Source organism: Paenibacillus sp. 276b (assembly GCF_900107875.1).
GTDB lineage: Bacteria > Bacillota > Bacilli > Paenibacillales > Paenibacillaceae > Paenibacillus > Paenibacillus marchantiae.
The window spans coordinates 344,546-371,493 of record NZ_FNRR01000003.1; the positions used below are offsets into that span (position 1 = coordinate 344,546).

Genomic DNA, 26,948 nt, shown 5'->3' on the forward strand with positions numbered 1-26,948 from the left:
AGATTAACTCTACATCCTTAAATTTTTTGAATACCGAAGCCGTTAGAGATGAACCAGCAGCATGCTGCACTGGTTAGCGTATGCTTCGGTGGATGCTGCGCCGGGTGATGTCAGGCGCAGCAGGGTGTGCAGGCCCGGCGGGATTGTCGTCGTCGGGCTGCCGGAAGCGGCAGGTTGCCGTGCAGTGACTTGGGCCCATTCGGCCCAATCACGCGCAGTGCGCTGCCGCCCGGCGAGCAAAGCGAGCGTGCCCGCCAGTACCATGGCGGGCACTTCGTGCGTGAAGGACTGCTGCGCGCCATGCGGCGTGCCGAACAGCGCAAGCAGCCCTTCACGCACACTTGCGGGCGCGCGCAGCAGCCCGCAGCGGGCCGCAGGCGGAAGCGCCGCGAGCAGTTCCGGCGCCTGGCCGGGCGCCAGGGCCTGCAGCAGGCGCAGCCATGCGGCCCAGGCGCCTACGCGTGCGAGCGCCAGCGCCGCGGCGTGCACGGCCTGCGGCGCTGGCGCGGCGCAGCTGGCCGGAGCGCCCCGCAGCAGCGCATCGGCTGCGCGGGCTGCATCGGGCGTGGCTGCCTGCTGGCGGGCCTTACGCCGCGCTGGCGGCGACGCGGCTGCGCCTCGCGCTGAGCCCGCAGCAGCACTGGCGAAGGGCTCGCCGGGCTGCTTGTGGCCGAGCGCCCACAGCACCAGCGCCGCCTCCGGCCCGTGCTGCGCATGCGTCGCCCAGGGCTGCAAAGCCGCCCGGGCAGCGGCGTCCTCGCCGAGCTGGGCCAGCACCAGCCCGGCGGCGAGGGGCTGCGCCCGCAGCGCGGCGGACAGCGATGCCGCGTGGCGCAGCAGCCATTCGGGCCGATGCGCATCCAGCGCGGCCGGGATCAGCGCCTGCCAGGCCGCAGGCGGCAGACTGATCCGCTGGGCTGCGCTTGCGATGGCGTTCGGCCGCCCGCTAGCTGCGGCCAGCAGCAACAGCCGCTGCAATGCTGGCAAGCTGCCGGGCTGTACGGCGAGCGCAGATGTATAAGCCTTAGCTGCCTCCTGCCAGCAGCCCAGCCGTTCATGGGCCATGCCTTCCAGAGTCAGGCTGCGATACGTTCCGGCACCGGAAACGGACGTATATCGACTGGCTGTGGAAGCTGCTGCTTTGGCCTGCTTGAGCCAGTCGAGCGCCGCAGCATCCCGTCCTTGATCGAGCTCCAACACAGCACCAAGCTCCAGCAAGTCAGGGAAGTCAGCATATAGCGGCCTCCATTCCTCAACGATAGCGAGTGCTCTCTCTGGGCGGCTACGTTCCCGCCAGGCATAAGCCGTTTTGAGTACCAGATCCGAATGATAGCCACATTCCGGCGTAAGCTTTGCCAGCAAAGATTGTAACAACTTGAGCGCTTCATCGTATCTCGCTTGCTGAAACCACTCGGCAGCCATGGCATATAACAGTTCCGGTTGATCCGGCGACTTATGGAGAGCGGAGCGAATCAGCCGCATATTGCGCTCGGGTTTATTTTTGCCAACAATAACGTGCTCCAGGTAGCCATAATGAATAATCTCAAGCTCGGAATCGACCACACCCCACGGAGCGAAGGATAGAATCGAAGATGCCACTTCTTCATGAATCATGCCTTGAAAAGCAATCCGGGGATCATTCCGAAATAAACGACACACCGCATCCGTCACACGCTCTTCTCCAGACATTCCGAGCAAACTCGTGACCTGTATCCAGTAGCCCCATACGTCGTCCTGACTTGAGGTCAGCAGCCGCTTCATCTTCGTCAGATTGTGCTCGGTCTGCATCCAGACTTCATCCGCATCCAGTACCAGAATCCAAGGATGAGTGGCCGCAGCAAGAGACAGGTTGCGGGCAGCACTAAAATCTCCGGTCCATGCCGCACTGATGACAACCGCCCCATAACGACGGGCAATATCGATCGTCTCATCCGTTGATCCCGTATCCACAATGATGATCTCATCCACAACATCCTGAATAGCATCCAAGCATCGCTGAAGCGACCGGGCCTCATCCTTCACAATCATGCACAGGCTGATTCCTGTCTGCATGTTCATCCTCCCTCCTTCCTATACGGGGTTCTGCTCTCTTTCATTCAATCTTCAAAACTCAAAACCATCCGGCCCCGGTAAATCCAGCCTAATCTGTTGAACCACAGGCCAACAACGGTCTCGCTGTCCTTCTGTCCCTTGAGCATATGCCTCGAAGTGATGATCGGCAGCACTGACAAGCCCTTTCACCAACCAGCTGGTTCCCACACGTGAATCGGAGGCTCCAACAAAGGGTTCTCCCGCTTCCTGCCGGGCGCCTTCCACCAATGGATATACTCCTTCTGCCAACTGCCCCTGACCAAGCTGAACCAGCGCATGCAGGACATCCCATTTACCGGATGACACGCATCCCTCCATCATTAATCCAATTGCCTGCCAGCCATTATATGCTGTTCCAGCAGCCACGTTTGTGTCGTCATTTTGGGCATCGGCTTGTGAACTCCCGATTCGTTCTGTCTGTTGATATCGCTCCGACTCCGTACCCGGTTGCGAATGACGATACAGCCACGCAGTCAGTTGATCTTTCCCCTCTATTGGTCTACCTTCAATCCAGTTTAGTCGCTCTATCCAATGGGTAGCTGATACAGAAAGCTCTCCTTTTTTTCGCCGTACCGTGTCCAGCTTAAGGCGTGCCTTGTTCCATTTCCCCTGTTGAATCTGAAGCAAAGCCTCAGCCATGGATAACCTCTCCCGCATCTCCCCGGAAAGGTCTGAAGATATGTCTGGCAACAACTTCACAGCTGTATCATAGCAACGACACTGCTCCAGAATGCCCAATACTTTCTGGATCGCCTCTTCTGAAGTAATTGCAAATCGCTCCTTAATCAGCTCCACCAAGTGTTGCTCTTGACCCGAAACCCGCATGATCCGAAAAATCCGGTACAACGGCGGCAGCAGGCTCGATTTCGCACGGACTGCTTCCACATAAGCATCCACAGCACCTTCAAGATCCGCCCGCCCCTCCAGCAGCCTACCCAAGGTATACCAGGTCTGATAGGTTCCAATTCCTTCTTCTGTATGAAATATGGGTGGCGGCGGTCCCATACGAACTGCTTCACGCAGCGATAGTTCTGCCTTTTCGGTCTCCCCCAGCGCCTCCTCACATACTCCGCGATGATGCAGCAGGTCCGTGTATTCTGGGAAGAGTTCAAGAGCAGCATGGATATGATCCAATGCTTCCTGCCAGCGACTCAAATGCTGGAAACAGCGAATCTCATATTTGAACAACAGATGCGCATAACTTGTCAGGGTTGGATCAATTCCCGCTTTTGCTACGCCAAACGTCTTCAGTGCCTGTTCCGTTTCCCCCATCCGCAGATACTCGACACCCAGGTTATAGTGATGAAATGGCTGCTCCGGCTCTTCCTCCACCGCCTGTTGAAGCAAACGCAAATTCCGGTTCACCTTATCCTTGCGCTCCACAATGGCTGTCTGATACCCGTAATGGTGAATGATCATGTCTGTCACGTGAAAAGCAGCCTGTGGATTCTTCCGACAGATTGCCACCGCAATCTGCTCATGAATCCGACCCTCAAACCGATGCTCCGGCTCGTTCCTGAAGAGGCGCAATACCGGATTTACCGTCACCCCCTGCTGACCTGAACCCGTATAGTTATGGATATTTAAAAACAATCCGTCACATCCGCTGGCTGCCGTCCAGCTTCTGATCTGCTCCCGTGCATTCTCATCCAACGCCTCGTCCGCATCGAGAAAAAGAATCCATTCGCCCGAAGCCCGCTCCAGCCCAGCATTTCGTGCCGCGGCAAAATCGTCGCTCCACACAAACGGCACAACTACTGCCCCATATTCCCTGGCAATGGCAGCACTTCGGTCCGACGAACCGGTATCCACAACAATGATCTCGTCCACCGCCCCGCGGACACTTTCAAGACAATGAGGCAACAGTTCTTCTTCATCCTTCACGATCATGCATAATGAAATGTGCTTGGTCGGCAAGCTGGTTCCTCCTCTCCTTCGCACGGAACACCGTGCGCCAAGGGATACCCTCTGCGGTGCGTAGTTGCTGCTCCAAAACAGTCTGTTGTGCCAAAAGTACCTTGTCAGCGGGTGAGCGAGTTCGTTCCTGTCTGATAACCTCTAGCGCCAACCTCATATAACAGACAGCAGCTCCAGCTCTCGCCTGTCGCTGTTCTGAATCCTTCTCCAATACCTGCTGGAAAAGAATCAATGCCTGATTGTAATGCCCTTTAGCATACACGGCTTCCCCAAGGTAAAAGAGGCTTTCCGCATCCAAATCGCCTTGTGACATACATTGAATGAGCAGATCTGCGGCCGCCATGGTGTATCCCTGGCGGTAAAGAACAGCGGCCAGCCATTGGCTATGAACATCATTTTCGTCGTGTTCAGGATTAGTCGAAGCCATCTTCTCGTACAGCTTCCTGACAAACGCCAGTTGCCCCATCTGCACTGCCCGAGTCAATATGTTCTTACTCAGCTCCGTTGCAACCTGAAGCGTCTGATGAGCTGTTTTCCCATCTCTGTCATCCACGACATGCACCCGTTTTCCCGTATCCAGCAGGTCATTCAGCAGCCTCCAGCCTTCCCTTTCCTGTGGTTCTGCTGCTGCCACCAATGATTCCGGTACAGATAATTCATTTGTCCAAAAGGTCACTGCCAAGTCCGATCGTTGCTCAGGATGGAGGTTCCTAGCCTCACTCAGTTCCTCACTCCACTGATTCTGCACGTACTGCAACGCATCTGATACCCTGTTGTCACATAACATCCAATACAGGTACTCTTCATTTTTTATACGCGTATTTCGGGCATCTCCATGTAGCAAGTTCAATGCCTGCCCATACGCTCCACTGGAAGCAAGTGCATAAACCACATGCGCCAGATCATCCTCGTATGTTATTACGCTCGGATCTGAATCCTCTTCCTTTGAGCGCTCTTTCTTTGAAATCTCTTTCCAGCGTGCGAGTAATGTCTCTGTTATGCTTTCATCCGTCTCTCCGGATTGCTGCAATACATCGGCTAACCCTGTCCATGCAGGAGCATACGTGATCTCGCTCCCCAGAGCCAGGCTGTACAGATGAGCAGACTCCTGCAGAAAGCCTCTTTTCTGTGCAAGCCTTCCCATGGCTGTATAGGCCTTGTAGCTATCGCAACCTATATCCGTTACGTAATATCTTTCCATTCGAGCTGGCTCTCTGTGAACATCTTCAGAGGACTTGCCCTCACATAATTCATCGCTTCCTGGTTTATCTGTTTGTTCAATTGCCTGCTGATGTACGCCTCGAATCTCTGCCTTGTTATTGTCCTTGAGATCAGCTCCATTGAAGCCCTCCCGGCAATCTGTTGCTCTTGCATAAGACTTGTAGGCCCTCTCCTCCAGACCCTGTTGCTCCAAAATCTCTCCATATATCAGATGCAGGTCGGCATACCCTGCATAACGCTGTCTTTCTACCGCCAATAACCCATGAGCCTCGTCATAGCGCCCCATTGCCAGAAGAACCTTGGCATAGTCCCGAACCAGAGTGGAGCGATACGGAGCTTGCAGGGGTGTATGAAGAAAGGATTCAGTAAAGGCTTCTGCTGCCTGTTCGATATTCCCTAGCTGACAGTATGTTACCCCCACATTATAGAGGTGAAAAGGTTGCCCCGGACGATCAGCTAATTCCAGCTGCAAAAGCTTTAGATTACGCAAGGGTTTATGTCCTAGAGCAATCGTGGACGGCAAATAACCATCATGAACCAAACACAGTGGAGCCAAGGGTTCATGCTCAGCGATCCCGTCTTCCTCACGGGTAGAGGAGTCGTTTATTTCCAGAGCGCCTTCTTCTTGTTTTCCATCATCCTTTGCTCCTCCACGAACCAATTGCTCATGGATACGCCCCGCATACCGATATCCTTGGTGGGCGCGAAAAAGACGCACAGGTTGGAAGATGACACTCTCTCCCGTTCCCTCGCCAATTCGGTTCTCTATCGTAATCCGCAGTCTCGAAACGCTCTTATGGACCTTCGGTAGATAATCCAAAAGCTCTTCCAATCCCTGTATGACATACTCATCCGCGTCCAGACACAGAATCCATTCCGTGCTCGCGAGAGGCAAACTTATATTTCTGGCATGTGCAAAATCATCTTCCCAACGGGCGTGAAGCACCGTTGCTCCATAATGTCTGGCGATCTCCGGTGTACGATCTGTTGACCCGGTATCTGTAATGAAGCATTCGCTGCCCATCGGCTTGAAGCTGTCGAGACAGCGGGCCAGATGATGTTCTTCATTTTGCACAATCATATGAATTCCGAGTAACCTGTTCTGCATATGCAGCCACCTCCAATGCAAAAAAAAGTACATGAAGCCCACCAAAGGGACTCCATGTACCTATATGACAACAAACCGGGTTATGTGCCTTGTCCATTGAAGAACACATCAATCGTGCTGGATGCTCCCAGCAGACTGGAGCGGTAGGAAAGACGTGTATATTTGAGAAAACGCTGCGGCACCAGAACATCGACCGAGCCTGGCAAAATCCCGGTCACCGTGTCCACATCATCGTACCAGTTGGTACCGTTGGCACTGATTTCCACGCGGGCATCGACCCGGTTAAGCCCCGGCCCCCTGTTATATACAAAGAAAGAATAAGTGCCGAATACACTCGTCGTGACCGCCGGAAGCGGTGTAAACGTGTTTGCCGTTGGCGTGCTGAGAAGCTGTGATTCCTGAAAGCTTTTTTGCGAGATGGACGTCACGCTGCTGAGTGTACCCGCCGTAATCGTGGCTCCCAATACGCTGGTAATGGTACCATTCAACAAATTGGTCAACGTTCCGGCTGTAATGGTGGCACCAAGTACACTGGTAATCGTACCGTTCAGCAAATTCGTTAACGTTCCCGCTGTCACGGTAGCTCCCAGTACACTAGTGATGGTACCATTTAACAAGTTCGTCAGTGTTCCGGCTGTAATCGTTGCTCCAAGTACACTTGTGATTGTACCGTTCAACAGATTGGTCAGCGTCCCTGCGGTAATCGTCGCTCCAAGCACGCTGGTGATTGTACCTGCCGTGATTGTTGCTCCCAGTACACTGGTGATCGTTCCGGCTGTGATTGTCGCTCCCAGTACACTTGTGATTGTACCATTCAGCAAGTTCGTCAGCGTCCCCGCCGTCACCGTGGCTCCAAGCACACTGGTGATCGTTCCGGCTGTGATCGTCGCTCCCAGTACACTCGTGATTGTACCGTTCAGCAAGTTCGTCAGTGTCCCTGCGGTCACTGTGGCTCCTAGAACGCTATTGATTGTACCCGCCGTAATCGTTGCTCCCAGTACACTAGTAATTGTTCCGGCTGTGATCGTCGCCCCGAGTACACTGGTAATTGTACCGTTCAGCAAGTTCGTCAGTGTTCCCGCGGTCACTGTGGCTCCAAGCACGCTGGTGATCGTTCCGGCTGTGATCGTCGCTCCCAGTACACTGGTAATTGTACCGTTCAGCAAGTTCGTCAGTGTTCCTGCGGTGATTGTAGCTCCAAGCACGCTGGTGATGGTACCATTGAGCAGGTTTGTTAATGTCCCCGCCGTCACGGTTGCCCCGAGCACACTTGTGATCGTTCCGGCAGTAATGGTGGCTCCCAAAACACTGGTGATTGTACCATTCAGCAGGTTTGTTAATGTTCCGGCTGTGATGGTTGCGCCAAGCACGCTGTTAATTGTACCCGCCGTGATCGTTGCTCCGAGGACGCTGGTAATCGTTCCGTTAAGAATATTTGTGATAGTTCCGGCATTAATCGTAACGGTAGTCAGACCTGAGATATTACTGATCGTACCATCCAAAATAATTCCGAGTACGTTCCCGCTTGTATCGGTGTGAACCGGCTGGGCTGCGCCTGTACTATCATGACCAAAAATCAGAGTTCTCAGATTATCCGGATTCGTGTTAAACGTTGTAAAGTTAGGCATATGCCTCGTCCTCCTCCCTGGTCAAATCGGTTGTAGAATTCCACGTTCTTACGGCATACGCTGTGCCTGAAAATAAACATCGAGCCGGGTCGGCTGATCCGGTTCAACCGATTGGATAACCAGCCGGGTATAACGCAGGAATCGCAGCGGCACAAGCGCTTTGGTCTGCCCTCCGGCAATCACTTCCTGGCTGTCCACAGCATAGTCCCTGGCATTAGGGCTGATCTGAATCTGCACAAGAGCCGGATGTTCGCCCCGATTTACAATGCCATATGTGTACATGCTGAGCGATGAGGTGTCTTGAGCCGGAAGAGAATTCATACTACCGTTTGTCTCGGCTCCGACATACGTATGCTCTGTAAAACAGTGAGTAGCACCAGGGAGTGTCGTACGTGAGGAAGTACCCTGCTTGAACCGGGGACGAGTAATCCGGGAACAAGGAGGTTTCAGCAATTTAGCGCGGCAGGAACGACGGGATTGGCGACGGCTGACATATTTAGTTGTTTGGTTCGTTCTCTTCTTGCTACGCTTCGCTGTTCGACTCATATCGATTTCCCCTTAAAAAATGTGCTTACGCATCGTATGCCTGCATGTAAAATACGGGCACGGCATACGCCGTTATTTGAGGATTTACTGTTTGTATCCCAAACCCTTCCCCTTTTTCCCACATACACTGCAAGTACAACCTCTTCACGTCTCTATTTCAAAATTTCATAGAAGCAGCACATTCCAAAAAATTCACTTTGGTTATCTTATTCAGGCAGATTGGAGGTGGATTATATGACCAATTCCAATGTATTCAATCAATCTAACGGTCCCTTATATACTCAACTGACTAATACATTCTCTGCCCCTGGCATTGAGTCCACTCCAGAGGGCGGGGCGGCAGCCGCAGGCAGTTCTTTTGCACTGACTACCAATAATGTCAGTGTAGGTGCTGGACTAAATCTGTTGCTGCAGGTCGTTAATGCAGTGGGCAGTGGGCGTACCTTGTACGTCTCTAGGATCAGCGGAGGCACAACCGCAGCTGCTACACTCATTGTCTATTCCGGCGGAACCATTACAGGTGGTACCACACCTGTGCCAGTCAATACATTGTTGGGCAATACCAATACGAGTGTAATGACAACAAGGCAAAATACCGGCACATTAACGGGAACATTAACAAGCTTGTTAAGCATTCCTCTTACAGCGGGCATGTATATGTTAAACCTGAACGGTTCTATCATCGTCCCTCCAGGACAGACACTATCCATCAGTGCGGGAACAGGCTCCCAAACCGCCTCCATTAATCTTTCCTGGTGGGAATTCTGACATATCATTTAAAAAAGGAGTGTGCACAATGCCGAATGATCACGTGTTCAACCCGCTAAACCGTCCCGTTTATACATCCATTACGAATACGTTTACCTCTCCCGGCATTGTGGCTCCACCTGAGAATAATGCAGGTAGTACTGGCAATCTGTACAATGCAGGCTCAACCAACTCCACAACACTAGGATTGCTGGGGGGCAGTGTTATTGCTACTGTCCAACTGACCAACCCAGCCGGGAGCGGTAAAAATGTATATATATCACGGCTTTCTGGCGGAATCACAGTCGCGCTCAACTTGCTTTCTTCCTTCAGTGGTACCATGACTCTGTCTGCAAATGGAACATTGACATCACCGAGCACACTCACACCGGTAAACAATAATTTATCAAGCAGTAACACGAGCATTGCAACGGTGCGATTCTCCGCTGCCGCTCCCACGGGTACCACAACCTTATTGGCTATGCCCTTGCAGGTAGGTCCCTTTCTATCCAATGAGTTAGGACGTTACGTGGTTCCTCCCGGTCAGTCCATTAACCTGTCGGTGAGTGGCTCACTCTCAGTTGGGGGGCTGATGGCCTCCACCTCCTATTTCTCTTGGTGGGAAGTATGATGTACTGCCCTATTAGATGGAAAGAGCCGCTTACGGATAAGTAACCGTAGCGGCTGTTCATCGTTCGATCTTCTTTTTACCGTAACGATGGCAGTTATGGCTGTCTGACTGGCTTCTGCCCATGTTCACCAGTCGATTCTGCCGGAAGTGGTTGTTCCCCCTTCCATAAGATTCGTTGCAGCAACATGCCGGCCAAACCAATGGCCAGTGTCACCATGCCAATATATTGAAATGTGGGACTGGGCCCCACGCTCCGAATCAAGGCACCTCCAGCAAGTGGAGCAACGACCAGCACGACACTCGAAAGCGAGTTTTGAATACCGAATACACGGCCGACAAAGGCAGGAGGGGTTTCTTTTTGCAGCAAGTAATTCAACGTCACCATGAACAGTCCATTGCCCACTCCGATGCATAAGCCCCAGATGATAATCCAGAACTCGGACGTTTGGGAACTGACCCAGCCAAGCGCAGCAATTCCGGCACCAATCAGCAAATATCCTCCACCCAACCCCCAGCCATACCCTATTCGCGGAAGTCGATTCAATAGTAGAATAATCACAACCGCACCTGCCCCAGCGGATGATCCCAGCCAGCCGATCAGAGCTTCGTTGCCAGGCTTGATCTCCCGAAACAGCGTCGTAAACTGGTAATCGATCATGAGGATCGCCATTAATCCAAAGCAACCAAACAGAATCGTACTCAGAAGGGTGCGGCTGCTCTGGATAAAACGCCAACCCTTCTGCCATTGAATGAATAGAGATTCCGCGGTCTCCCCCGTTTCCAAAGGACCTCCATCCGATGCAGAAGGTTCTGGATCCTCTGTTAGACGCCGTAAAGGCCATAACACGACTCCGGACAACAAACGTGTACAAGCATTGATTAAAATACAGACTTGCGGTGAAAAGACGGCCACAATGACTGCACCCAGCAGCGGTCCCGCTACTTTGGAGCATTGGTTCACAAAACCGTTCAGTGACGATGCTTGAAACAAATGCTCCTCTGCTACCACTTGACGCGTAAGTGCCTGCTGCGCAGGTACATGGAATACCCCCATCATCGCTCGTAAAGCAAGAAGCGGCAGCAGCCAAGCCGCACTTGGCGCGAACAGAATTGCAATCGTTAATAAGACGGTGATCACATCACATATCATCATGATTTTCACCTTATGCAAACGATCAGCCAGTGCACCTGCCACCGAGCCAAGTACGATCCCCGGAACAGCCATACATACCGGAATAAGGGCTATGATCAGAGGATCAGCACCCCAACGATAAGCGACCATTACCTGGATGGCGAGCGCGTCAAACCAATCTCCAAAGGTTGCGAGCGAATAAGCAATAAACATCCGCATGAAGCGGAAGTTGGTCCATAGGCTTTTGGATGAACCATTGGACGAAATGGATGATGGATTGGGTTCATTTGAAATGACGTTCATACGTATACTTCCTCCCCTGATTACAGCCTTGTTGCTGGCTTATATGTTCCTTGGCTGTAATCATAAGGGTGTTATATCAGAGGAAGATCAGAGGATGGAGCAAACGGGGATAAAAATGTGCGGATTTCATCCACAATTTGTTGTCCATAAATAGGCACGCCGTAACTTTTGGAGATATCCGCATAAATTTGATGGTATTTAGTGCGAAGTCGCCCCTCTATCCGGTGGTGTGCCATGAACAACAATATTTGGTAAGCCGAATTGAGATATAGCGGTGCGTTCAATGTCATTTTCAATACGTCCAGACCATCGTCCATTCTAGGCTCTGCCTCTCGGATTCTCCCTTGTCTAAGCAACCATAGGCCTTCCATAACTTGAAAGCGTCCGATTTCCCGCAAGTATGGCGCATCTTTCAACCCGGAACGCAGAGCAGACATCTGATCCTCTACCGCTTCGCCGCTGCCACCCCACAGTTCCACATACAACGCTGAGAGCTTTACCGGAAGTCTGAAATGAACCAGTTCATCTTTCTCCATCACGTGATACGTTTCAATGAGTCGAGCCTTGGCTCGTTCATACTGGCCCACCTCTGCGTAGACTTCAACAATGTTCAGAATACGAAGTTCACGAAGCTGATCGGCAGACAAAGCGGATGATTTCAGAGCCTTTTCGTACAAGGGCAGACTCTCCGATGGTTCAATTAGGGTATGTGTAAAAATTAGCAGCCAATACAAACGTTCCTCGAAGGGAATTTCCGTCGTTGTAATCAACCATTCCAGATCTCCCTGAATAAAGTGAATATACAACTGATAAAATGGATCAATCTCAATGCCCAGTGCTTCTTGCTGATCCAGCAGCGTGAGCATCGATTTGCCCTGCCCATACAGATGATATTTGCGGAACAATCCATGAATCACTTCTCGCATCTCCTGATCTTGGGCGGAAGGGTTAGAGGGCAATATTGCCATATTCGATCGGATGATAAGTCGGTAACCATAACCACGCACGGTCTCCAGTGCAATTTCTTCCCAACGTTTCAGTTTCTTGCGCAGTCGATACACATGGTCGTCCACGGTGCGTTCAACCGGATATTCCAAGGGCCATACCCGATCCAGCAGTTGGCTGCGAGTAAAGGCTTTTTCCTTGTTCTCATACAAAAAATACAGCAGTGCAAATTCCTTCGCCAGCAGGCGGATGGAATCGGTACGCTGGATTACCGTGTATGTTCCTTCATCGAATTGTAACAACATGCTTGGCCCTCCTATGTATGCTTACTACTTGTGATCCTTATTCTGTTCAACATACCACAAAAACCCTTTGCGAGAACGCAAAAGGTTTTTGTAATGAGATGTACTGGCTCTCTTCGGTAATCGCAAGGTGCTCCCTGGATTTAACCCAGCACCACGCGATCGTCGGCCATTTTTTTACCGCTGATACGTTCAAACTCACCCAATAACTCAGGTACGGTCAGCGTGCGCTTACGCTCTTCACTAACGTCCAAAATAATTCGGCCTTTGTCCATCATAATTAGACGATTGCCCAAACGTATGGCCTGCTCCATATTGTGTGTGACCATCAACGTTGTAAGTCTCATCTCACGTACAAGCGTCTCTGTCAGCTCTGTGATCAGCTCCGCACGAGAAGGATCAAGCGCAGCCGTATGCTCGTCCAGCAGCAAAATTTGTGGCTGGGTGAATGTTGCCATGAGCAGGCTGAGCGCCTGGCGTTCACCGCCAGACAGAAGGCCCACTTTGGCATTGGGGCGTTTGTCGAGTCCAATGCCGAGTTTCTCCAACTGGGCGTTGAAAATCTCCCGTCTTGCACGGGTCACTCCAAAGCCCAGTCCACGGCCCTTGCCACGTTTGTACGCCATCGCCATATTCTCCTCAATGGACATATGCGGTGCTGTACCCGCCATCGGGTCCTGAAACACACGGCCAATCCAACTGCTGCGTTTATGCTCAGGCAGGCTTTTGATGGAACGATCATTGATCAGCACATCGCCCATATCTGGCTTCATGACGCCTGAGATAATGTTCATCAACGTTGATTTTCCCGCGCCATTACTGCCAATCACGGTCACGAAGTCTCCCGGATTCATGGTCAGATTTACACCAACCAGTGCGGTCTTCTCGTCGGTCGTTCCCGGATTAAACAGTTTGGTCACTTGTGTAATCTCAAGCATAATCACATGCCTCCCTTCGCCTGTTGGCTCGACGAGCCCATAAGCTCTTCGGTTCGTTTGCGAGCCAGGCTTTTCTGCTTCATGGAGCGCTGCATGGTTGGGAAAACAAGTGCGATAATAACGATCACCGCGGTGATTAGCTTCAGATCGGATGTGTCGAACCATTCGACCTGGAGTGCGATCGCGACCACAATCCGGTAAATAATTGAACCGACAACTGCCGCAAGAGTGGCCCAGAATATGGTTCTTGCACCCAGAATCGCTTCCCCGATAATAACGGAGGCCAGTCCAATAACGATCATCCCAATTCCCATCGTAATGTCTGCAAAACCAGATTGCTGTGCAATAAATGCTCCAGACAGCGCAACAAGTCCGTTGGACAGACTGACACCAACAATGGTGGTCACATCCGTATTCGCGCCGAAGCTGCGAATCATGCGTTTGTTGTCACCTGTGGCGCGCAGTGCCAGTCCGATATCTGTTTTCATAAACAGATCCAGCATGATTTTGAATACCAGCACAACTACGATAATGATAACCATGACATGCTCACCCGAGAAGGGGTTATCCATGCCCATAATGGATTTGTTCGGTGCGCCGAGAATACGCATATTAATTGAATACAGAGCAATCATCATCAGAATACCGGATAACAGCCCGTTAATTTTGCCTTTGGTGTGCAGCAGACCTGTACAGGCGCCAGCCACCATTCCTCCAGCCATTGCTGCCAAGCAAGCGAGCCAAGGAGAGAAGTCGTTGGATATCATGACCGCCGCGATTGCGCCTCCAGTTGTAAAACTTCCGTCTACGGTGAGATCGGGGAAGTCCAGTATGCGGAATGTAATATATACACCCAATGCCATCAGTGCATACAACAATCCAAGCTCGATTGCCCCTTCAATTGAACCCCAAGTCAAATTCACATTGCTTCCTCCCTGTCTATCGAAAAGAATGAGGCGAACCCGCCTGCACGTCCGCCTCGCATCCGTACTGCCGGAGGATCTCCGGTCAGATTATTGAATAATGTTGTTATCCTGGTCCTTCACTTCTGCCTTCATCTCATCGGTAACAGTGATGCCTTGAGCTTCAGCCGCTTTCAGGTTCAGAATCAGATCCAGCTTGTCCGGCACGGTGACTTTCATGTCGCCCGGTTTCGACCCATTTTTCAAAATGTCCGCAGCCATTTCACCCACTTGGTATCCGTGATCGTAGTATTTGAAGCCAACGGTTGCGAAAGCCCCTTTTTCCACGGTATCCCGGTCACTGGAGAAGAATGGAATTTTATTTTTGTTCGCGGTCTGGATGATTGTATCCACTGCGCTAACTACCGAGTTATCCAGTGTGATATAGAAGGCATCCACTTTGCCAACCAGAGAATCGGTTGCCTGTTTTACTTCGGATGTGTTCGTAACTGGTGCTTTGACCAGCTTGATATTATGTGTTGCCAGCGCTTTTTCCGCATTGTTCGCCATCACCACCGCATTCGGTTCGCCCTCGTTAATAACCAGACCTACCGTCTTCACATCCGGTAAATATTTGGCGATAAAATCAGCCAATTGCACGATCGCCTCCGGGTTCGTATCCGATGCACCTGTTACGTTACCACCTGGCTTGTCCATGTCACTCACCAGTTTGGCACCCAGCGGGTCCGTCACTGCCGCGAACAGCAATGGCTTGTCCTTCACTTGTTGAGCCAGGGCCAGTGCGGATGGCGTTGCAATCCCAAGGACCAGATCATTTTTGGAATCCCCGGCAATCTTCTGGGCAATGGACAGGTTGTTCGTTGAATCGCCTTGCGCGTTATTGTAGTCAATCGTCAAGTTCTTGTTCTCTTCAAGACCAGCATCCTTCAGCGCTGCAATAAATCCTTCACGTGTGGCATCCAACGATGGATGCTCGACGATTTGTGAGATCGCAATGCGATATGATTTTTCTGCCGTACCTTCGCCTGTTGTGCTGCCTGATCCCTCGGTCGTTGTGCTACCGCCGCTGTTATTTCCGCAACCTGCCGCTACGATCATAGATGCAACCATCATCAGAGACATTAACCATTTCTTTTTCATGTGTGAGAACCCCTCTCCATCTTCTAAAATGTTGATGCCCTCATCGTTATCCAAGTGACACGATAGGGCGGGACAAAACGAACGCTTCAACGCATTGTTGCTTTGACCGACAAAAGCAGACAAATATAGACTTTTCTCATGCGACTGAAGTCCATGACTCGTGTTGGTATTTTATTGTTTCCCTAATATTAAGGTGCGACCTGTTTCCCGTCAATGGTTGAACCGCTTCCAATTTGCATTCATTGCAGATACGTGAGAGAAAACATTACATAAAACAAAAAAAGGCCTCTGCAATTTTGCAATAAGGCCTCTGCTAAGAAAGGATATACAACTGGGTGAAGAGAAAATACACATCATTCTTTTTCTTTTTTCAATTCTTCTAGTTCAGATAATGTTAGCCCGGTAGCTTTGATAATGGTATCTTGATCAAGCCCCACAGCGAGCATATTGATTGCGATTTTACGTTTACTCTCTGCTTCTCCTTCTTTGATGCCTTCTTCGATTCCTTTTTGGATGCCTTCCTCCAAGCCTTTCTTGAGACCTTCTTCTCGTGCGCCCTCAATCATGGAAACTTCATCCCATAGAAATTTCTGACGGTCGATATATTGTTGACGTGCTTGCTCATCCTGGCTCAGAAACTCCAATACACTCATGGCTTTTTTCAACGCCGGTTCCGGTTCGTGCATCAATAACTCCTCCCAGCTAGACTTGGTTATCCCCTTTAAAAATAATAGCCATCGCACTAATCCATCATTCATCATAATGTTGTTGTCTTTTAACTTCGAAATTTCGCCTAAAATGAATCTCTATATCATCTGTCAGGGATATATCTGTATGATCTTCTCTTAAATGAAATACGTTGTGATAATGATCATTAGCGAGCATATTGAAATTAACAATGTTAATCGCTACGCATTTTTTTGAGCTGGATGTAAATTTAATAATAACACGCATCTAATACTTAATATAACGTTTTTACGTCATTTTCCAAACAAAAAAAGAGACTGCTCCGAGTGAACGAAACAATCTCCATACATGCTAATTCCCAGCCGCCTCGCGAATCTGGTACGTGCATTTTTTGCCACCGTCTGCATAACATTCGGTGCGCTCCACATCAGCCTGCAGCAATGAACGGAACAGTTCCAGTTCACATCGGCAAGCCTGTTTATAGACACTGGCTACCTGCACAATAGGGCAGTTCAGCTCGGTAAGCACATAGGTGCCATCCTCTTCCTTGGAGGCATCGGCCATATATCCGTTTGCATTCTGAATGCGCGCGAGTTCCTCGACACGTCCGGCCAGATCCTGACCTTGCATCTGTGGCTGTCCGCTGCGAAGCAGCTTGTCCCGGCGGCTCTCGAACAATGCATCCACGACACCGCTGCCCGCTGAATCCGACAGTTCCTCCAGCAGTTCCAGGGTCAGTGATGAATATGATTTTGGGAAAAAGCTATCCCCGCGTACCGTCAGATGGTATACGGCGGAGGGACGTCCAGCTGTAGCTCTGGCTTCCCGAACTTCAATCCATCCCTCCTGCTCCAGTGCCGTGAGGTGACGGCGAATCGCCATGCCGGTCAGACCAAGCTCAGCTGTCATTTCCCTTGCGGTCATTGTGCCTTGCTGCTTCAGCATGAACAAAATCCGTTCACGCGTCGTTCGTTCCTCTTCGCGCTTCACGATCAGCACCTGCTCTCCCTGCTTATGCGGTTACCGGTGCTGCCTCCCGGCAGGCATCCGAGCAAAAGCGGTTATGCGTCTCTTCGCAATCCTCACAGCTTACATGCTGGAGGTTGCAGGTTGGACAGTTAATATAACGGTCATGCGTCGTTCCACAGTGATAACAGCTGGCAATCACGATATCTTCATCCGTCCGGTTAATCGGCACGGAAATACGCTCGTCAAAAACATAACATTTCCCATCAAACAAACGACCTTGTACCTCATCATCCTTGCCATAGGTCACGATTCCGCCATCAAGTTGTGCCACGTCCTGAAAACCTTCCTTAATCATGAACCCGGTCAGCTTTTCACAACGAATACCGCCAGTACAGTAAGTAATGATCTTTTTGTCCTTCATGTCGCCCAGGTTATCCCGAATCCATTCCGGAAACTCGCGGAACGACTCCACGTCCGGACGAATCGCACCTCGAAAATGACCAATCTCGTACTCGTAGTCATTGCGGCCATCAATTACAATGACATCCTCCTGTTGAAGATGCTCGTAAAATTCTTTCGGGGACAACCGTTTACCGCTAATTTCGTTCGGGTCCAAGTCTTCGTCCACACGAAATGTAACCAGCTCAGCTTTGTGACGAACAAATATTTTTTTGAACGCATGCTCTTCGACATCATCAATCTTGAATACCATATCGCTGAACAGCGGGTTGGCATGCATATCCTTCATGTACTGCTCGGTTTGCTCTGGTGTACCGGATACGGTACCGTTAATGCCTTCCGAGGCAATTAGAATACGTCCTTTTACACCCAGGTCCTTACAGTATTGCAGATGCTCTTGCGTAAACGTTTCAGGGTCTTCAATCTTCACGAACTTATAATATAAAAGCACGCGGTACGCGCTGTTACACATGTGTATCACCTGTTCCTATTCCATGTTGTTATTGGCCGGATCATCCGACAAGACTACAACGTTGCAACCTTGCTTATGAAAAAGAAAAGAAACAGCCGTCCGAAACAATGTCTCGAACTGCTGCTTTGAACATTCGACTTTTATTCCTGCATTCTAGTTTATCGGAAGCGGAATAGCTTAGTCAATATAAATGTATAGAAAGGAATGTAAGTTATGGAATACATTTTTCGCTGCTTGTCTCAATCGAACGATTAAGAATACTGAATGGCATTGGCGATCAGCATAAATACAATACCCATAGCGATCCACATGACCATCAGCGGCCAGAAGAATCTAACCCATTTCTGATACGGAATGCCGGATACCGCGAGACTGCCCATTAAGGCTGAAGACGTTGGCAGAATCATGTTGGTGAATCCGTCTCCGAACTGGAACGCCAGTACGGCTGTCTGACGGGTAACTCCGAGCAGATCCGATAATGGAACCATAATCGGCATCGTAGTCACGGCCATACCTGTACCCGACGTGATGAACACGTTCATGATATTTTGGAAGAAATACATACCCAATACCTGCACGGAGGACGGCAATTCGCCAACCGCTGTAGACATTCCGTATACTACGGAGTCAATCACGTTACCCTGATCGAGGACAACCATGATACCTCTTGCCAGACCGATGATAAAGGCACCATAAGCGATGCCACTTGCACCTTTGACGAATTCACTTGCAATTCGACTAGGACCGAACCCGGAGACAAGACCCGCGATCACGCCCATGCTCAGGAAGAGAGCCGCCAGTTCTTCCATCCACCAGCCTTCTTTCGATACACCCCAGATTAACAGGGCAAAGCCAGCTACAATTGTAATGATAGTCAGAATATGTGTGATGCGAATCGTTGGCAGTTTGTTCAGGTCCACCGCAGGTGTATCTGCTGCCTGCTCCTGCTCCAGCTCATGCACCAAACCACGTGTTGGATCAGACTTCACTCTGGACGCGTATCGCATAATATAGATACTTGTCACGGAGATGAGACACACCAGAATAATCGCACGAAGCCACATCCCTGAGAAAATTGGAACTTCTGCAATGGCCTGAGCCAGTCCTACGTTGAACGGATTGAGCAGTCCGGCAGTGAAACCACACGAGGCCCCCAGCGAGATCATCGCCGTACCAGTTAGAGCGTCATACCCCAGCGCACGCGCAATGGCAATCCCGATCGGTACAAAGACCATAACCTCTGTGGACATGCCCATCGTGAATCCACCAACTGAGAACAAGGTGATGAATACCGGAATGACCCATAATCCCTTGTTGGCGAACGAACGGGCTACCCTACCTGTAAGGGCTTCAATCGTTCCCGTACTCGTAATGATCTGAAATGCTCCGCCGATGATGAAAATAAAGAATACAACGTCCGCGGAGTCAACCAGTCCGCGAACGATGGACTTGGGAATATCCCATAATCCCGTTGGATTGGACTCTACATGATGGTATGAACCCGGAACGAGCAAGGATTTGCCTGTCTCCTCATCCTTAACCCGATCAAATTCCCCTGCTGGAATAATGTAGGTTAGCACGGTAGCTACCAGCACCAGAATAAACAAGATGACGAAGGTGTGAGGCATCTTAAACCATTTGCGCCGTTGTTGTGGTTGTTTTGTTATGTTTTCCAATTCATCATCCCTCGTCCTTCTGTTGTTTCCATGCTTTAAATTCATCACGTACCTGCTGCAATGCTGCCTTGTCTGCGTACAAATCGAACGCCGTCAGTGCAAGTGCCTTCGCCGCACGGTTTAGCTCAATCATGCCTTCCTCTGCTCCGGCAAGCCGGGCAAATTCAGGTGTGTGTGTTGTCGCATCTCCTAACCGAATATACGGATGGATTGCGGCTGTAATCTGGCTTACGTTACCGATATCCGATGAACCAACACCACCTGTTTGCGGTGGATCATGCACTTCAATACCCATATCCTCCAGGTTCTGCTGGAACAGACCCGCCAGAGTCTTGTTGTTATTCCGCTCGGCATAGATCAGGCCTTCCGTAATATCTACCGTAGCCCCAACACCTTCCGCAGCATGGCGCACGACGCGATATACTTTGTCCATGACGATTTTCAGCTCTTCGACTGTCTTCGCCCGAATGATATATACGGCTTCAGCCAGCTCAGGCACCACGTTGGGCGCATCTCCACCCTTGGTGATAATCCCGTTCACCCTAACGTCATCCTTCAAATAAGGACGCAGTGAGTTTATACCCGCGTACGCGTTGACCAAGGCATCCAGTGCACTAATACCTTTCTCAGGAGATGAGGCAGCATGTGCCTGTTTGCCGTGGAACGTAAAGGTTGCGTCCACACAGGCCAGCGCACCTCTCAGTACCATCGTTTTTTGCTGCGGGTGACACATCATGACGGCATCAATCTCATTGAATACGCCATCGTTCACCATAATGATTTTTCCGCCGCCCTCTTCTTCAGCCGGTGTGCCAAGAATGACGATCCGTCCCGGAAGATCAGGGCAAGATTCCTTGAGCGCCAGTGCTGCACCTACAGCAGAGGTTCCGATCAGATTGTGTCCGCAGGCGTGTCCGATGCGGGGCAGCGCATCATATTCAGCGAGCAGTGCAATCGTGGGTCCACCTGGCTGGCCTTCCCATACAGCACGGAACGAGGTGTCGAGGCCTGAAATGCCTTTTTCCACCTGAAATCCGGCCGCTTCCAGCGGTTCGGTTAACCATTGTTGTGCTTGGACTTCCTGAAAGCTAAGTTCAGGGTTAGCGTGAATGCGCAGGGATAATTCCCGCAAGTCGGGGTCCAACCGATCTACGGTTTCTTTGATTTTTTGCTTCATATGAGCTGGGTCAGGATACATATTGTTTTGCCGCCTTTCTCCAAATACAGCATTTCTATATTCAATTCAATCGAATAAATATACAATCAGATTGGATATATTGTATGTGTGACCAAGCCAGAAGTAAATTCAAAAAAATTAAGGAATAGCCCATAAAAAATTTTATGGACTCGCTAGACAATAACATATGGATATCATTAGATGTCAGTATATTACTGGTTATTTTTCATATTAGCCAAGACGGCATCGGTATATATTTTAATCTTATGTACATCCTTCGAATGGGTACTCCCTATAAAAATGACACTGCCAAATAGCAATAAAATTCCTTATTTGATAATAAAATATCGGATAATTATGCATAAAGAAATGCATCTATTCCGCTATGTCTGTATCTAGCTTCCGTCCACAACATGCTGTGTTCCAGCCGTTTTCATCAAGTCAATAAAGCGACCCACCGTTGCCTGCTGCAGCACACTTTCCTTATACACTAACCACGTATTACGCCGCAATCCCTGTCCATTCTGTCGAATCAATTCCTGCTTGAGAAGGCCATCCGAATCAGACACGAAAATACCCGGAATAATGGCATAGCCAAGCCCATAACGCACCATTTCCTTACATGTCTCATAGCTGTCCACACGCATCGTTACGGTTGGTGAACATTCATAGCGCTCATACCACCAGGCCGCTACTCCCTCTCGGAAAGGACTCACAGGAGTTCCACCCGTTTTCGTCAAGGGCTCCTGAAATGCAATTTGCGGAAGCTCGGGAAGTTCATCCAGGTTGATGGGTTCACGGGATACAATGCAGACCGGTTCATCGTGCAGCAGATGTTTCCCCTCATACCATGGATGCTCCCCCCGTATGACACCCACTTGAATTTCATCCCGCATCAACAGTTCCATAACCTCCACACTCAGAGCACAGGTCACAGCAAACTGAACCTCCGGGTACAGCTCCTTGAACTGCTTTAACAAGGGAGGAAGCTTGTACAACGAATAATGATTGGCAATCCCGAGACGCAGCGTTCCCTTAACCTCATTCCGAATGTTCGACAGCTGCTCCTTGACCTGATTAAGCTCATTGAGCATTTTACGGGCATAAATCGCGAGATGCTCTCCTTCGGGAGTAAATCTTGCGCCTTTTAACGTTTTATCGATAAGTGGCACGCCAAATTCCTTCTCCAATTGCTGCAAACGGTATGTCAAAGCCGGCTGGGTCATAAACATGCGCTCCGCAGCCTTGGTCAGACTACTTTCTTCGGAAACGCTCAGCAGCAGACGGCAGTCCTTTTCATCCATGATCATGTTCCCCCTTTACTTCTCGTCTCTTCAGTATAACCCAGAAAACCAGCGTTAAAGGTACAGAAAAAGCCCAACTCGATATGAGTCAGGCCCGCTCTGCTAATTTACTTCTTCTTCGATGATGATTTACTGCGAGATCGTAATGACCGAGGTGACAAAGTGGTATGATTCATTTTCCTGCACTGCCTGTGACAGCAAAATTCGGTTGCCTTCTGGACTCCAGCTCAGTGGATCAGATGCGTTATCCATTTCGGCCGAGATCTGGAACTGCTCCGCCGATTCCGTATTAGAGACGAACAGCCCTTTTTCATCATCACTTTCCGAATTGATTGTGTAGGCGATTTTGGAATCGTCACCAGACCAGCTCGTGCCGAAGATCTGCGTGCCTCTGGCAAGCGTGGCTTTTTCATTCCCTTCCAGATCGGTTAGCACCAGCGCCCGTTTGGTGTCGGCTGTTTTTTTCACAATCGCCAGTCTTGATCCATCGTTGGACGGGATTACCCTCTCTACACTTTTCAACACCTGCTTCACTTCACCGGTCTTCGTATCGTAGCTATTCAACTGTCCGTCCGTGCCTGTGATGTAGTAAATCACATTACCCGAAACGCTGACACTGCTTACATTGAAGTTTCCCGTCTTGACCAGCGCTTTGGTCGTTCCATCCACACTAGCTGATATGATATCCCCATTCATGTTTGGAAAAACAACATGCTCCTTATCCAGCCATGCTCCTTCAAAGACAAATCCATCGTCATTGCCTGCAGGAACCACTTCCCCGTTGTGCAGGTTCAGAATGAAGCCTTTGCCTGTCGATTCCTCTGGTTCTCTGTAGAAAATATACTGACTATCCGGGGACACGAGTGGTGAGCCCAGATTCACTTCACTTTCCTTCACGGGTGTATCTGTGCCCTTCGTAAGATCGTACATGTATAAGTTATGCGGGTAACGTTTCTCACCCTCAACAGTGACAGGCTTCATGGACTCGTTTACTTTATCCGACAAAATCCAGTCATTGCTTAGCCACGCTACCCCGCGCATATTCGACAGTTTATCGATTTTCTCCAGTTTAAAGCTCTGGTATACCGATGTATTTGTATTGTCCTTCACCGTAATATCCGTGCCGGATTTCCCGTTCTGTGTATTATCCCCTGGTTTCGTTGTTCCCCCGCATGCTGTTGCCGATAATAGGACAATTGCCCCGAGCGTGCCCATAGCCGCCTGCTTCCAATTCATCATGGTCCCTCCTGAGTGCTTTCTATAGACCAAGCATACACATCGCATACTTCCAAAGTTATTCAGACTTGTTTCCAACTTGTAAACTTGAATGGGCCAGAGGGAAAACCAGCTGGAACGTCGTTCCTTCCCCATGCTTCGGATCGCTCGGCAACAATGTGATTGTGCCGCCCTGCTTCTCTACAAATTGCTTGACGAGTGATAGTCCCAGCCCGGTTCCCCCGGTTTTTCTGGCCCTGTCTTTGTTGATGGTGTAAAAGGGTTCAAAGATTTTCTCGCTCGCCTCGTCCGGAATGGGCGTACCCGAGTTGAAGATGCAAATCACCGCTTGTCGCTCCTGCATTCGCAGTTCATTGCTTACCCGGATGACACCTCCCGGCACATTATATTTGATCGCATTATCTAACAGATTGATGAAAATATGCATCAGGCTCTCCCGATCGCTGCGGATCACCGCAGGCAGTAACGCCAGCTCCATGTTCAGTGCAAACTTCTCGGCTTTGCCCCGCATCCGGCCACAGGCATCCTCCAGTAGAGCACGAACCTCCACGTCTTCCGCTTGATTCTCAAAATCATATTTCTCCAAGGCTGATAAATGTAATACCTTCTCAACCATCTCGTACAACCGCTCCGTTTCCTTGCCAATATTGCTCGTGGCATCATCCAGCAATTGCGGATCATCCTTATACATGTCCAGCAGCTCCACATATGCCTTAATCGACGTAAGTGGTGTCTTGAACTCATGGCTAATGTTACCGATATATTGTTTCTGCTGCTGCTCCAGAGCCTGAAGCTTCTCGATAGCGAGCTGAAGCTTCTGCTGTTCCGCATGCATGGCTTCAATATTTTGCTGAATCGATGTGCTCATATAATAAATGCCCTGTCCCAGTTCGCCCAATTCATCCTTGCGACTCACTGGTGATTTGGTAATATAATGCCCTTCACGAATGGAATCGGCAGACTTCTTCAATCGGGTTATAGCAACAGCAAAACGATTGTAGAAGAGATATCCCAGAATGAAGCTTAACCCAACAACCGCAATCCCAGCCCACATAAACAACTGAAGGATACGGGCATAGAATTCATGATAGCTCTGAACCGGATACTGCATGCGCACAGCACCCATCTGTCCATCCGGTCCGTCCAGCGGTGCTACATATAGCAGGGTATCCCCCTGTTCGTGATAAGCAATTTTATTTTGCAGCGCATAGTTCAGCGTCGCTGTGATATCTGCACTTTCCTCAGACATGATTGATGAACCAACCTGCTGTCCCTTCATATCATAAAGCGCGATGGGCAGACCTGTGGAGCTTGCAAGCTCTTGAGCCAACTTGCGGCCATTTTGCTGTAAAAAAACCTCCTGCTCCAGACGAACGGACTCGGTATAGTAAGACTGCCGCACATTCAGATTCACCAGACGGGTCTGCTGGGACAGAATGGTCTCGATCTGCGTCTGCTGGTTGCGCTCAATACCTCGCAATACCAGCGAGCTGAGCACAACGACGGTCAGGATTAGCAATGCAGCTAGAAAAACGCTGAACTTCAGCTTGATGCTGATTCTCATACCGAGCCGCCCGGTTCAGGGGCTGATGCCTTATAGCCGATTCCGTATACCGTCTGCAATTTTTGCTGGTCGGTATCGCCGATCTTTTTGCGCAGCCGCTGAATATGAATATCCACCGTGCGTGTGCCCCCGGCATATTCCATGCCCCACACCCGGTCCAGCAGATCATCCCGCGTGTATACACGCTCGGGGTTGGACATCAGAATGGTCAACAAGTCGAACTCTTTTGGCGTCAAATCCAGCTTCTCCTCATTCACCGTCACGGTGCGGTGAGCGATATGGATGCGCAGTGTTCCATTGACGATAACCTGATTCTTCTGGTCGTCAGGGGACGGGCTGCTTTTCTCCACACGGCGCATCAATGCCTTTACCCGGGCGAGCAACTCGCGGATCTCAAACGGTTTAGTCATATAATCATCCGCGCCCATTTCCAGGCCTACGATCTTATCCACGATATCATTTTTGACAGTCAGCAAAATAATGCCGATATCCTCTCGATCCTCCAGCCTGCGGCATACGCCGTATCCGTCCAGCTTGGGCATCATCACATCCAGAATCATGACCTGCGGATGGAATGACGCCACCTTGACCAGCGCTTCTTCGCCGTCATTTGCTGTCTCTACTTCATATCCTTCGCGCCGCAGCGCGTAAGCAATGGCACTGACAATGCTTGACTCGTCATCCACGACCAATACTTTTTTATTCATCGAAATCATCCTCTATATGTGTCATGAGTTATCGTATTCTTTGGATCTATGTTAACAAGGTATGGCCTGATTAGCTATGGAGGACTTTTCGATTTGTGAGAAACTCCAGAAACGTCTGTATCCTCTCAGCTTCGACTTCGCTCCACTTTTTTTATACCCCAAACACAACAAAAAGAGCCAACCCGTAATTGGATTAGCCCTGTAAAGTGTAATTTCAGTTTCATATCACTGCTTAGGCAGCAGTTTTTTGATTTCCTCTGCAGAGAGTCCGGAGGCTTTCACCACAGCTGACATATCTACGCCAAGTGCAAGAAGCTCGCGAGCCATTTCCACTTTACCTTCTACTCTACCTTCTACTTTCCCTTTGGCTTCACCCTCAGCACGTGCACCTTCAATCATCGACTTTTCATCGCTTAGTGCTTTCATCCGTGCATCATAAGCCATTCTCGTAGCTGCATCCTGACTCAGAAATTCCAGCGTGTCCATCGCCTTTTTTAGCATCGGTTCATTCATCGCCAGCACCTCCCAGTTTGATGGATCAATCCCTTTTAAGAATAAAAGCCAGTTCACCAGTCCACCCTTATCCATAGGGACAGGGTGTTGATCCAGTTTGGTCAATTCCATCACATGAATTTCTATATCATCTGTCAAACCAATACCTGTATGATCTTCGCGTAAATGAAAAACATTGTGATATCGTTCATTGTCCAGACATGAGTAATTTAAAATATTGATCGTCACACATTTTTTCAAAAGATTATAGTTTTCGCCCTTCTTGATCTGGTGAGAGTACATTTCACTCCAGTAGAACAGCGTCCTTTTTTCCATATTATACGGATTAAACAGCTGCATCTCAATGTTGATTAACTTACCCTCCACCGTACGCGCTTTGATATCTAAAATGGATTGTTTATCTTCCGGACTATCTTTGTCCGTAAACGTGTTAATAAGTGTAATCTCCGTAAGAGGCGACTCACCGGTTTCAATAAACGTGCTGTTAAGGAAAGCTAACAAAACATCTTTACTTTGCTCACTTCCAAAAATACGTTTGAATACAAAATCAACTCGAGGATCGAGCAAATCCGTCATCCTGCATCAGCTCCATTCTTACCCAGGATTATATCA

The 26,948-nt window shown here is 49.9% G+C and carries 23 protein-coding genes; 2 read left to right on the forward strand and 21 right to left on the reverse strand.

The features are described 5' to 3' along the window. Positions 1-42: 42 nt before the first annotated feature. From BLV50_RS33120 to BLV50_RS17565, 5 genes are all read right to left on the reverse strand, one after another. Positions 43-2,052 carry a glycosyltransferase gene (locus tag BLV50_RS33120; RefSeq protein WP_072733750.1) on the reverse strand — a complete coding sequence of 670 codons (2,010 nt, stop codon included), beginning with the start codon at positions 2,050-2,052 and terminating at the stop codon, positions 43-45. A 51-nt stretch (positions 2,053-2,103) separates the two neighbouring features. Next, complete coding sequence (locus tag BLV50_RS17545) at positions 2,104-4,008, reverse strand: tetratricopeptide repeat-containing glycosyltransferase family 2 protein (protein WP_072733751.1); 1,905 nt, start codon at positions 4,006-4,008, stop codon at positions 2,104-2,106. Next, positions 3,965-6,337 carry a glycosyltransferase family 2 protein gene (locus BLV50_RS17550; RefSeq protein ID WP_072733752.1) on the reverse strand — a complete coding sequence of 791 codons (2,373 nt, stop codon included), beginning with the start codon at positions 6,335-6,337 and terminating at the stop codon, positions 3,965-3,967. The genes BLV50_RS17545 and BLV50_RS17550 overlap by 44 nt, the downstream gene beginning before the upstream one ends. An 80-nt stretch (positions 6,338-6,417) precedes the next feature. After that, complete coding sequence (locus BLV50_RS33505; protein ID WP_244552129.1) at positions 6,418-7,965, reverse strand: DUF6385 domain-containing protein; 1,548 nt, start codon at positions 7,963-7,965, stop codon at positions 6,418-6,420. A 48-nt stretch (positions 7,966-8,013) separates the two neighbouring features. After that, positions 8,014-8,511, reverse strand: a complete 498-nt coding sequence (locus tag BLV50_RS17565; RefSeq protein ID WP_072733753.1) for a DUF6385 domain-containing protein — start codon at positions 8,509-8,511, stop codon at positions 8,014-8,016. 234 nt (positions 8,512-8,745) lie between these two features. Between BLV50_RS17565 and BLV50_RS17570 the strand changes: the two genes are divergently transcribed. Continuing rightward, on the forward strand, positions 8,746-9,279 hold the full coding sequence (locus BLV50_RS17570) for a hypothetical protein (RefSeq protein ID WP_072733754.1): 534 nt from the start codon (positions 8,746-8,748) through the stop codon (positions 9,277-9,279). Between the two features lie 28 nt (positions 9,280-9,307). Then, complete coding sequence (locus BLV50_RS17575; protein WP_072733755.1) at positions 9,308-9,889, forward strand: hypothetical protein; 582 nt, start codon at positions 9,308-9,310, stop codon at positions 9,887-9,889. 94 nt (positions 9,890-9,983) lie between these two features. On the opposite strand, the gene BLV50_RS17580 is transcribed toward BLV50_RS17575, so the two are convergent. The 16 genes from BLV50_RS17580 to BLV50_RS17655 all read right to left on the reverse strand — a co-directional run bounded on the left by BLV50_RS17580 (position 9,984) and on the right by BLV50_RS17655 (position 26,912). Next, complete coding sequence (locus BLV50_RS17580; protein WP_072733756.1) at positions 9,984-11,324, reverse strand: MFS transporter; 1,341 nt, start codon at positions 11,322-11,324, stop codon at positions 9,984-9,986. A 71-nt stretch (positions 11,325-11,395) separates the two neighbouring features. Beyond that, positions 11,396-12,574, reverse strand: coding sequence for a winged helix-turn-helix domain-containing protein (locus BLV50_RS17585; protein ID WP_072733757.1), 1,179 nt, complete (start codon positions 12,572-12,574; stop codon positions 11,396-11,398). A 140-nt stretch (positions 12,575-12,714) separates the two neighbouring features. Next, positions 12,715-13,509 carry an ABC transporter ATP-binding protein gene (locus tag BLV50_RS17590; RefSeq protein WP_063567603.1) on the reverse strand — a complete coding sequence of 265 codons (795 nt, stop codon included), beginning with the start codon at positions 13,507-13,509 and terminating at the stop codon, positions 12,715-12,717. A 2-nt stretch (positions 13,510-13,511) separates the two neighbouring features. Beyond that, the gene (locus BLV50_RS17595) at positions 13,512-14,372 is read right to left on the reverse strand and encodes an ABC transporter permease (RefSeq protein WP_371129269.1); all 861 of its coding nucleotides are present in this window, start codon (positions 14,370-14,372) and stop codon (positions 13,512-13,514) included. Between the two features lie 150 nt (positions 14,373-14,522). Continuing rightward, entirely contained in the window at positions 14,523-15,572 is a 1,050-nt protein-coding gene (locus BLV50_RS17600) for an ABC transporter substrate-binding protein (RefSeq protein WP_090809136.1), read from the reverse strand. A gap of 353 nt (positions 15,573-15,925) precedes the next feature. Beyond that, positions 15,926-16,333, reverse strand: coding sequence for an Rpn family recombination-promoting nuclease/putative transposase (locus tag BLV50_RS17605; RefSeq protein ID WP_090809138.1), 408 nt, complete (start codon positions 16,331-16,333; stop codon positions 15,926-15,928). Then, positions 16,323-16,526, reverse strand: a complete 204-nt coding sequence (locus BLV50_RS33815) for a PD-(D/E)XK nuclease family transposase (RefSeq protein ID WP_072733761.1) — start codon at positions 16,524-16,526, stop codon at positions 16,323-16,325. Before BLV50_RS33815 ends, BLV50_RS17605 begins: the two co-directional genes overlap by 11 nt. A gap of 84 nt (positions 16,527-16,610) precedes the next feature. Beyond that, positions 16,611-17,258: a helix-turn-helix transcriptional regulator gene (locus tag BLV50_RS17615; protein ID WP_090809140.1), complete on the reverse strand. Its 648-nt coding sequence runs from the start codon at positions 17,256-17,258 to the stop codon at positions 16,611-16,613. A gap of 13 nt (positions 17,259-17,271) precedes the next feature. Continuing rightward, entirely contained in the window at positions 17,272-18,159 is an 888-nt protein-coding gene (locus BLV50_RS17620; protein WP_064641719.1) for an oxygen-dependent tRNA uridine(34) hydroxylase TrhO, read from the reverse strand. Positions 18,160-18,410: 251 nt separating this feature from the next. Further along, the gene (locus tag BLV50_RS17625; protein ID WP_256337985.1) at positions 18,411-19,835 is read right to left on the reverse strand and encodes a YfcC family protein; all 1,425 of its coding nucleotides are present in this window, start codon (positions 19,833-19,835) and stop codon (positions 18,411-18,413) included. A gap of 4 nt (positions 19,836-19,839) precedes the next feature. Further along, positions 19,840-21,012 (reverse strand): M20 family metallopeptidase, encoded by a 1,173-nt coding sequence (locus tag BLV50_RS17630; RefSeq protein WP_256337986.1) that lies wholly within the window; start codon positions 21,010-21,012, stop codon positions 19,840-19,842. A 395-nt stretch (positions 21,013-21,407) separates the two neighbouring features. Further along, entirely contained in the window at positions 21,408-22,316 is a 909-nt protein-coding gene (locus BLV50_RS17635; RefSeq protein ID WP_090809144.1) for a LysR family transcriptional regulator, read from the reverse strand. 129 nt (positions 22,317-22,445) lie between these two features. After that, complete coding sequence (locus BLV50_RS17640; protein ID WP_079695466.1) at positions 22,446-23,552, reverse strand: DUF5050 domain-containing protein; 1,107 nt, start codon at positions 23,550-23,552, stop codon at positions 22,446-22,448. Positions 23,553-23,610: 58 nt separating this feature from the next. Then, a complete protein-coding gene (locus tag BLV50_RS17645) occupies positions 23,611-25,116 on the reverse strand; it encodes a sensor histidine kinase (RefSeq protein ID WP_090809146.1) in 1,506 nt (501 codons plus the stop codon). Then, positions 25,113-25,823 (reverse strand): response regulator transcription factor, encoded by a 711-nt coding sequence (locus tag BLV50_RS17650; protein ID WP_072733766.1) that lies wholly within the window; start codon positions 25,821-25,823, stop codon positions 25,113-25,115. Before BLV50_RS17650 ends, BLV50_RS17645 begins: the two co-directional genes overlap by 4 nt. 225 nt (positions 25,824-26,048) lie before the next feature. Beyond that, positions 26,049-26,912 carry an Rpn family recombination-promoting nuclease/putative transposase gene (locus BLV50_RS17655; protein WP_090809149.1) on the reverse strand — a complete coding sequence of 288 codons (864 nt, stop codon included), beginning with the start codon at positions 26,910-26,912 and terminating at the stop codon, positions 26,049-26,051. Positions 26,913-26,948 lie beyond the last annotated feature (36 nt).

What these genes read in the sequence shown, in the direction of transcription:
- BLV50_RS33120 (WP_072733750.1), bottom strand. Translation starts at nt 2,052, where the DNA reads ATGCAGACAGGAATCAGCCTGTGCATGATTGTGAAGGATGAGGCCCGG.
- BLV50_RS17550 (WP_072733752.1), bottom strand. Translation starts at nt 6,337, where the DNA reads ATGCAGAACAGGTTACTCGGAATTCATATGATTGTGCAAAATGAAGAA.
- BLV50_RS33505 (WP_244552129.1), bottom strand. Translation starts at nt 7,965, where the DNA reads ATGCCTAACTTTACAACGTTTAACACGAATCCGGATAATCTGAGAACT.
- BLV50_RS17565 (WP_072733753.1), bottom strand. Translation starts at nt 8,511, where the DNA reads ATGAGTCGAACAGCGAAGCGTAGCAAGAAGAGAACGAACCAAACAACT.
- BLV50_RS17570 (WP_072733754.1), top strand. Translation starts at nt 8,746, where the DNA reads ATGACCAATTCCAATGTATTCAATCAATCTAACGGTCCCTTATATACT.
- BLV50_RS17575 (WP_072733755.1), top strand. Translation starts at nt 9,308, where the DNA reads ATGCCGAATGATCACGTGTTCAACCCGCTAAACCGTCCCGTTTATACA.
- BLV50_RS17580 (WP_072733756.1), bottom strand. Translation starts at nt 11,324, where the DNA reads ATGAACGTCATTTCAAATGAACCCAATCCATCATCCATTTCGTCCAAT.
- BLV50_RS17585 (WP_072733757.1), bottom strand. Translation starts at nt 12,574, where the DNA reads ATGTTGTTACAATTCGATGAAGGAACATACACGGTAATCCAGCGTACC.
- BLV50_RS17590 (WP_063567603.1), bottom strand. Translation starts at nt 13,509, where the DNA reads ATGCTTGAGATTACACAAGTGACCAAACTGTTTAATCCGGGAACGACC.
- BLV50_RS17595 (WP_371129269.1), bottom strand. Translation starts at nt 14,372, where the DNA reads ATGGCATTGGGTGTATATATTACATTCCGCATACTGGACTTCCCCGAT.
- BLV50_RS17600 (WP_090809136.1), bottom strand. Translation starts at nt 15,572, where the DNA reads ATGAAAAAGAAATGGTTAATGTCTCTGATGATGGTTGCATCTATGATC.
- BLV50_RS17605 (WP_090809138.1), bottom strand. Translation starts at nt 16,333, where the DNA reads ATGATGAATGATGGATTAGTGCGATGGCTATTATTTTTAAAGGGGATA.
- BLV50_RS33815 (WP_072733761.1), bottom strand. Translation starts at nt 16,526, where the DNA reads ATGCGTGTTATTATTAAATTTACATCCAGCTCAAAAAAATGCGTAGCG.
- BLV50_RS17620 (WP_064641719.1), bottom strand. Translation starts at nt 18,159, where the DNA reads ATGTGTAACAGCGCGTACCGCGTGCTTTTATATTATAAGTTCGTGAAG.
- BLV50_RS17630 (WP_256337986.1), bottom strand. Translation starts at nt 21,012, where the DNA reads ATGAAGCAAAAAATCAAAGAAACCGTAGATCGGTTGGACCCCGACTTG.
- BLV50_RS17635 (WP_090809144.1), bottom strand. Translation starts at nt 22,316, where the DNA reads ATGGATGAAAAGGACTGCCGTCTGCTGCTGAGCGTTTCCGAAGAAAGT.
- BLV50_RS17640 (WP_079695466.1), bottom strand. Translation starts at nt 23,552, where the DNA reads ATGAATTGGAAGCAGGCGGCTATGGGCACGCTCGGGGCAATTGTCCTA.
- BLV50_RS17645 (WP_090809146.1), bottom strand. Translation starts at nt 25,116, where the DNA reads ATGAGAATCAGCATCAAGCTGAAGTTCAGCGTTTTTCTAGCTGCATTG.
- BLV50_RS17650 (WP_072733766.1), bottom strand. Translation starts at nt 25,823, where the DNA reads ATGAATAAAAAAGTATTGGTCGTGGATGACGAGTCAAGCATTGTCAGT.
- BLV50_RS17655 (WP_090809149.1), bottom strand. Translation starts at nt 26,912, where the DNA reads ATGACGGATTTGCTCGATCCTCGAGTTGATTTTGTATTCAAACGTATT.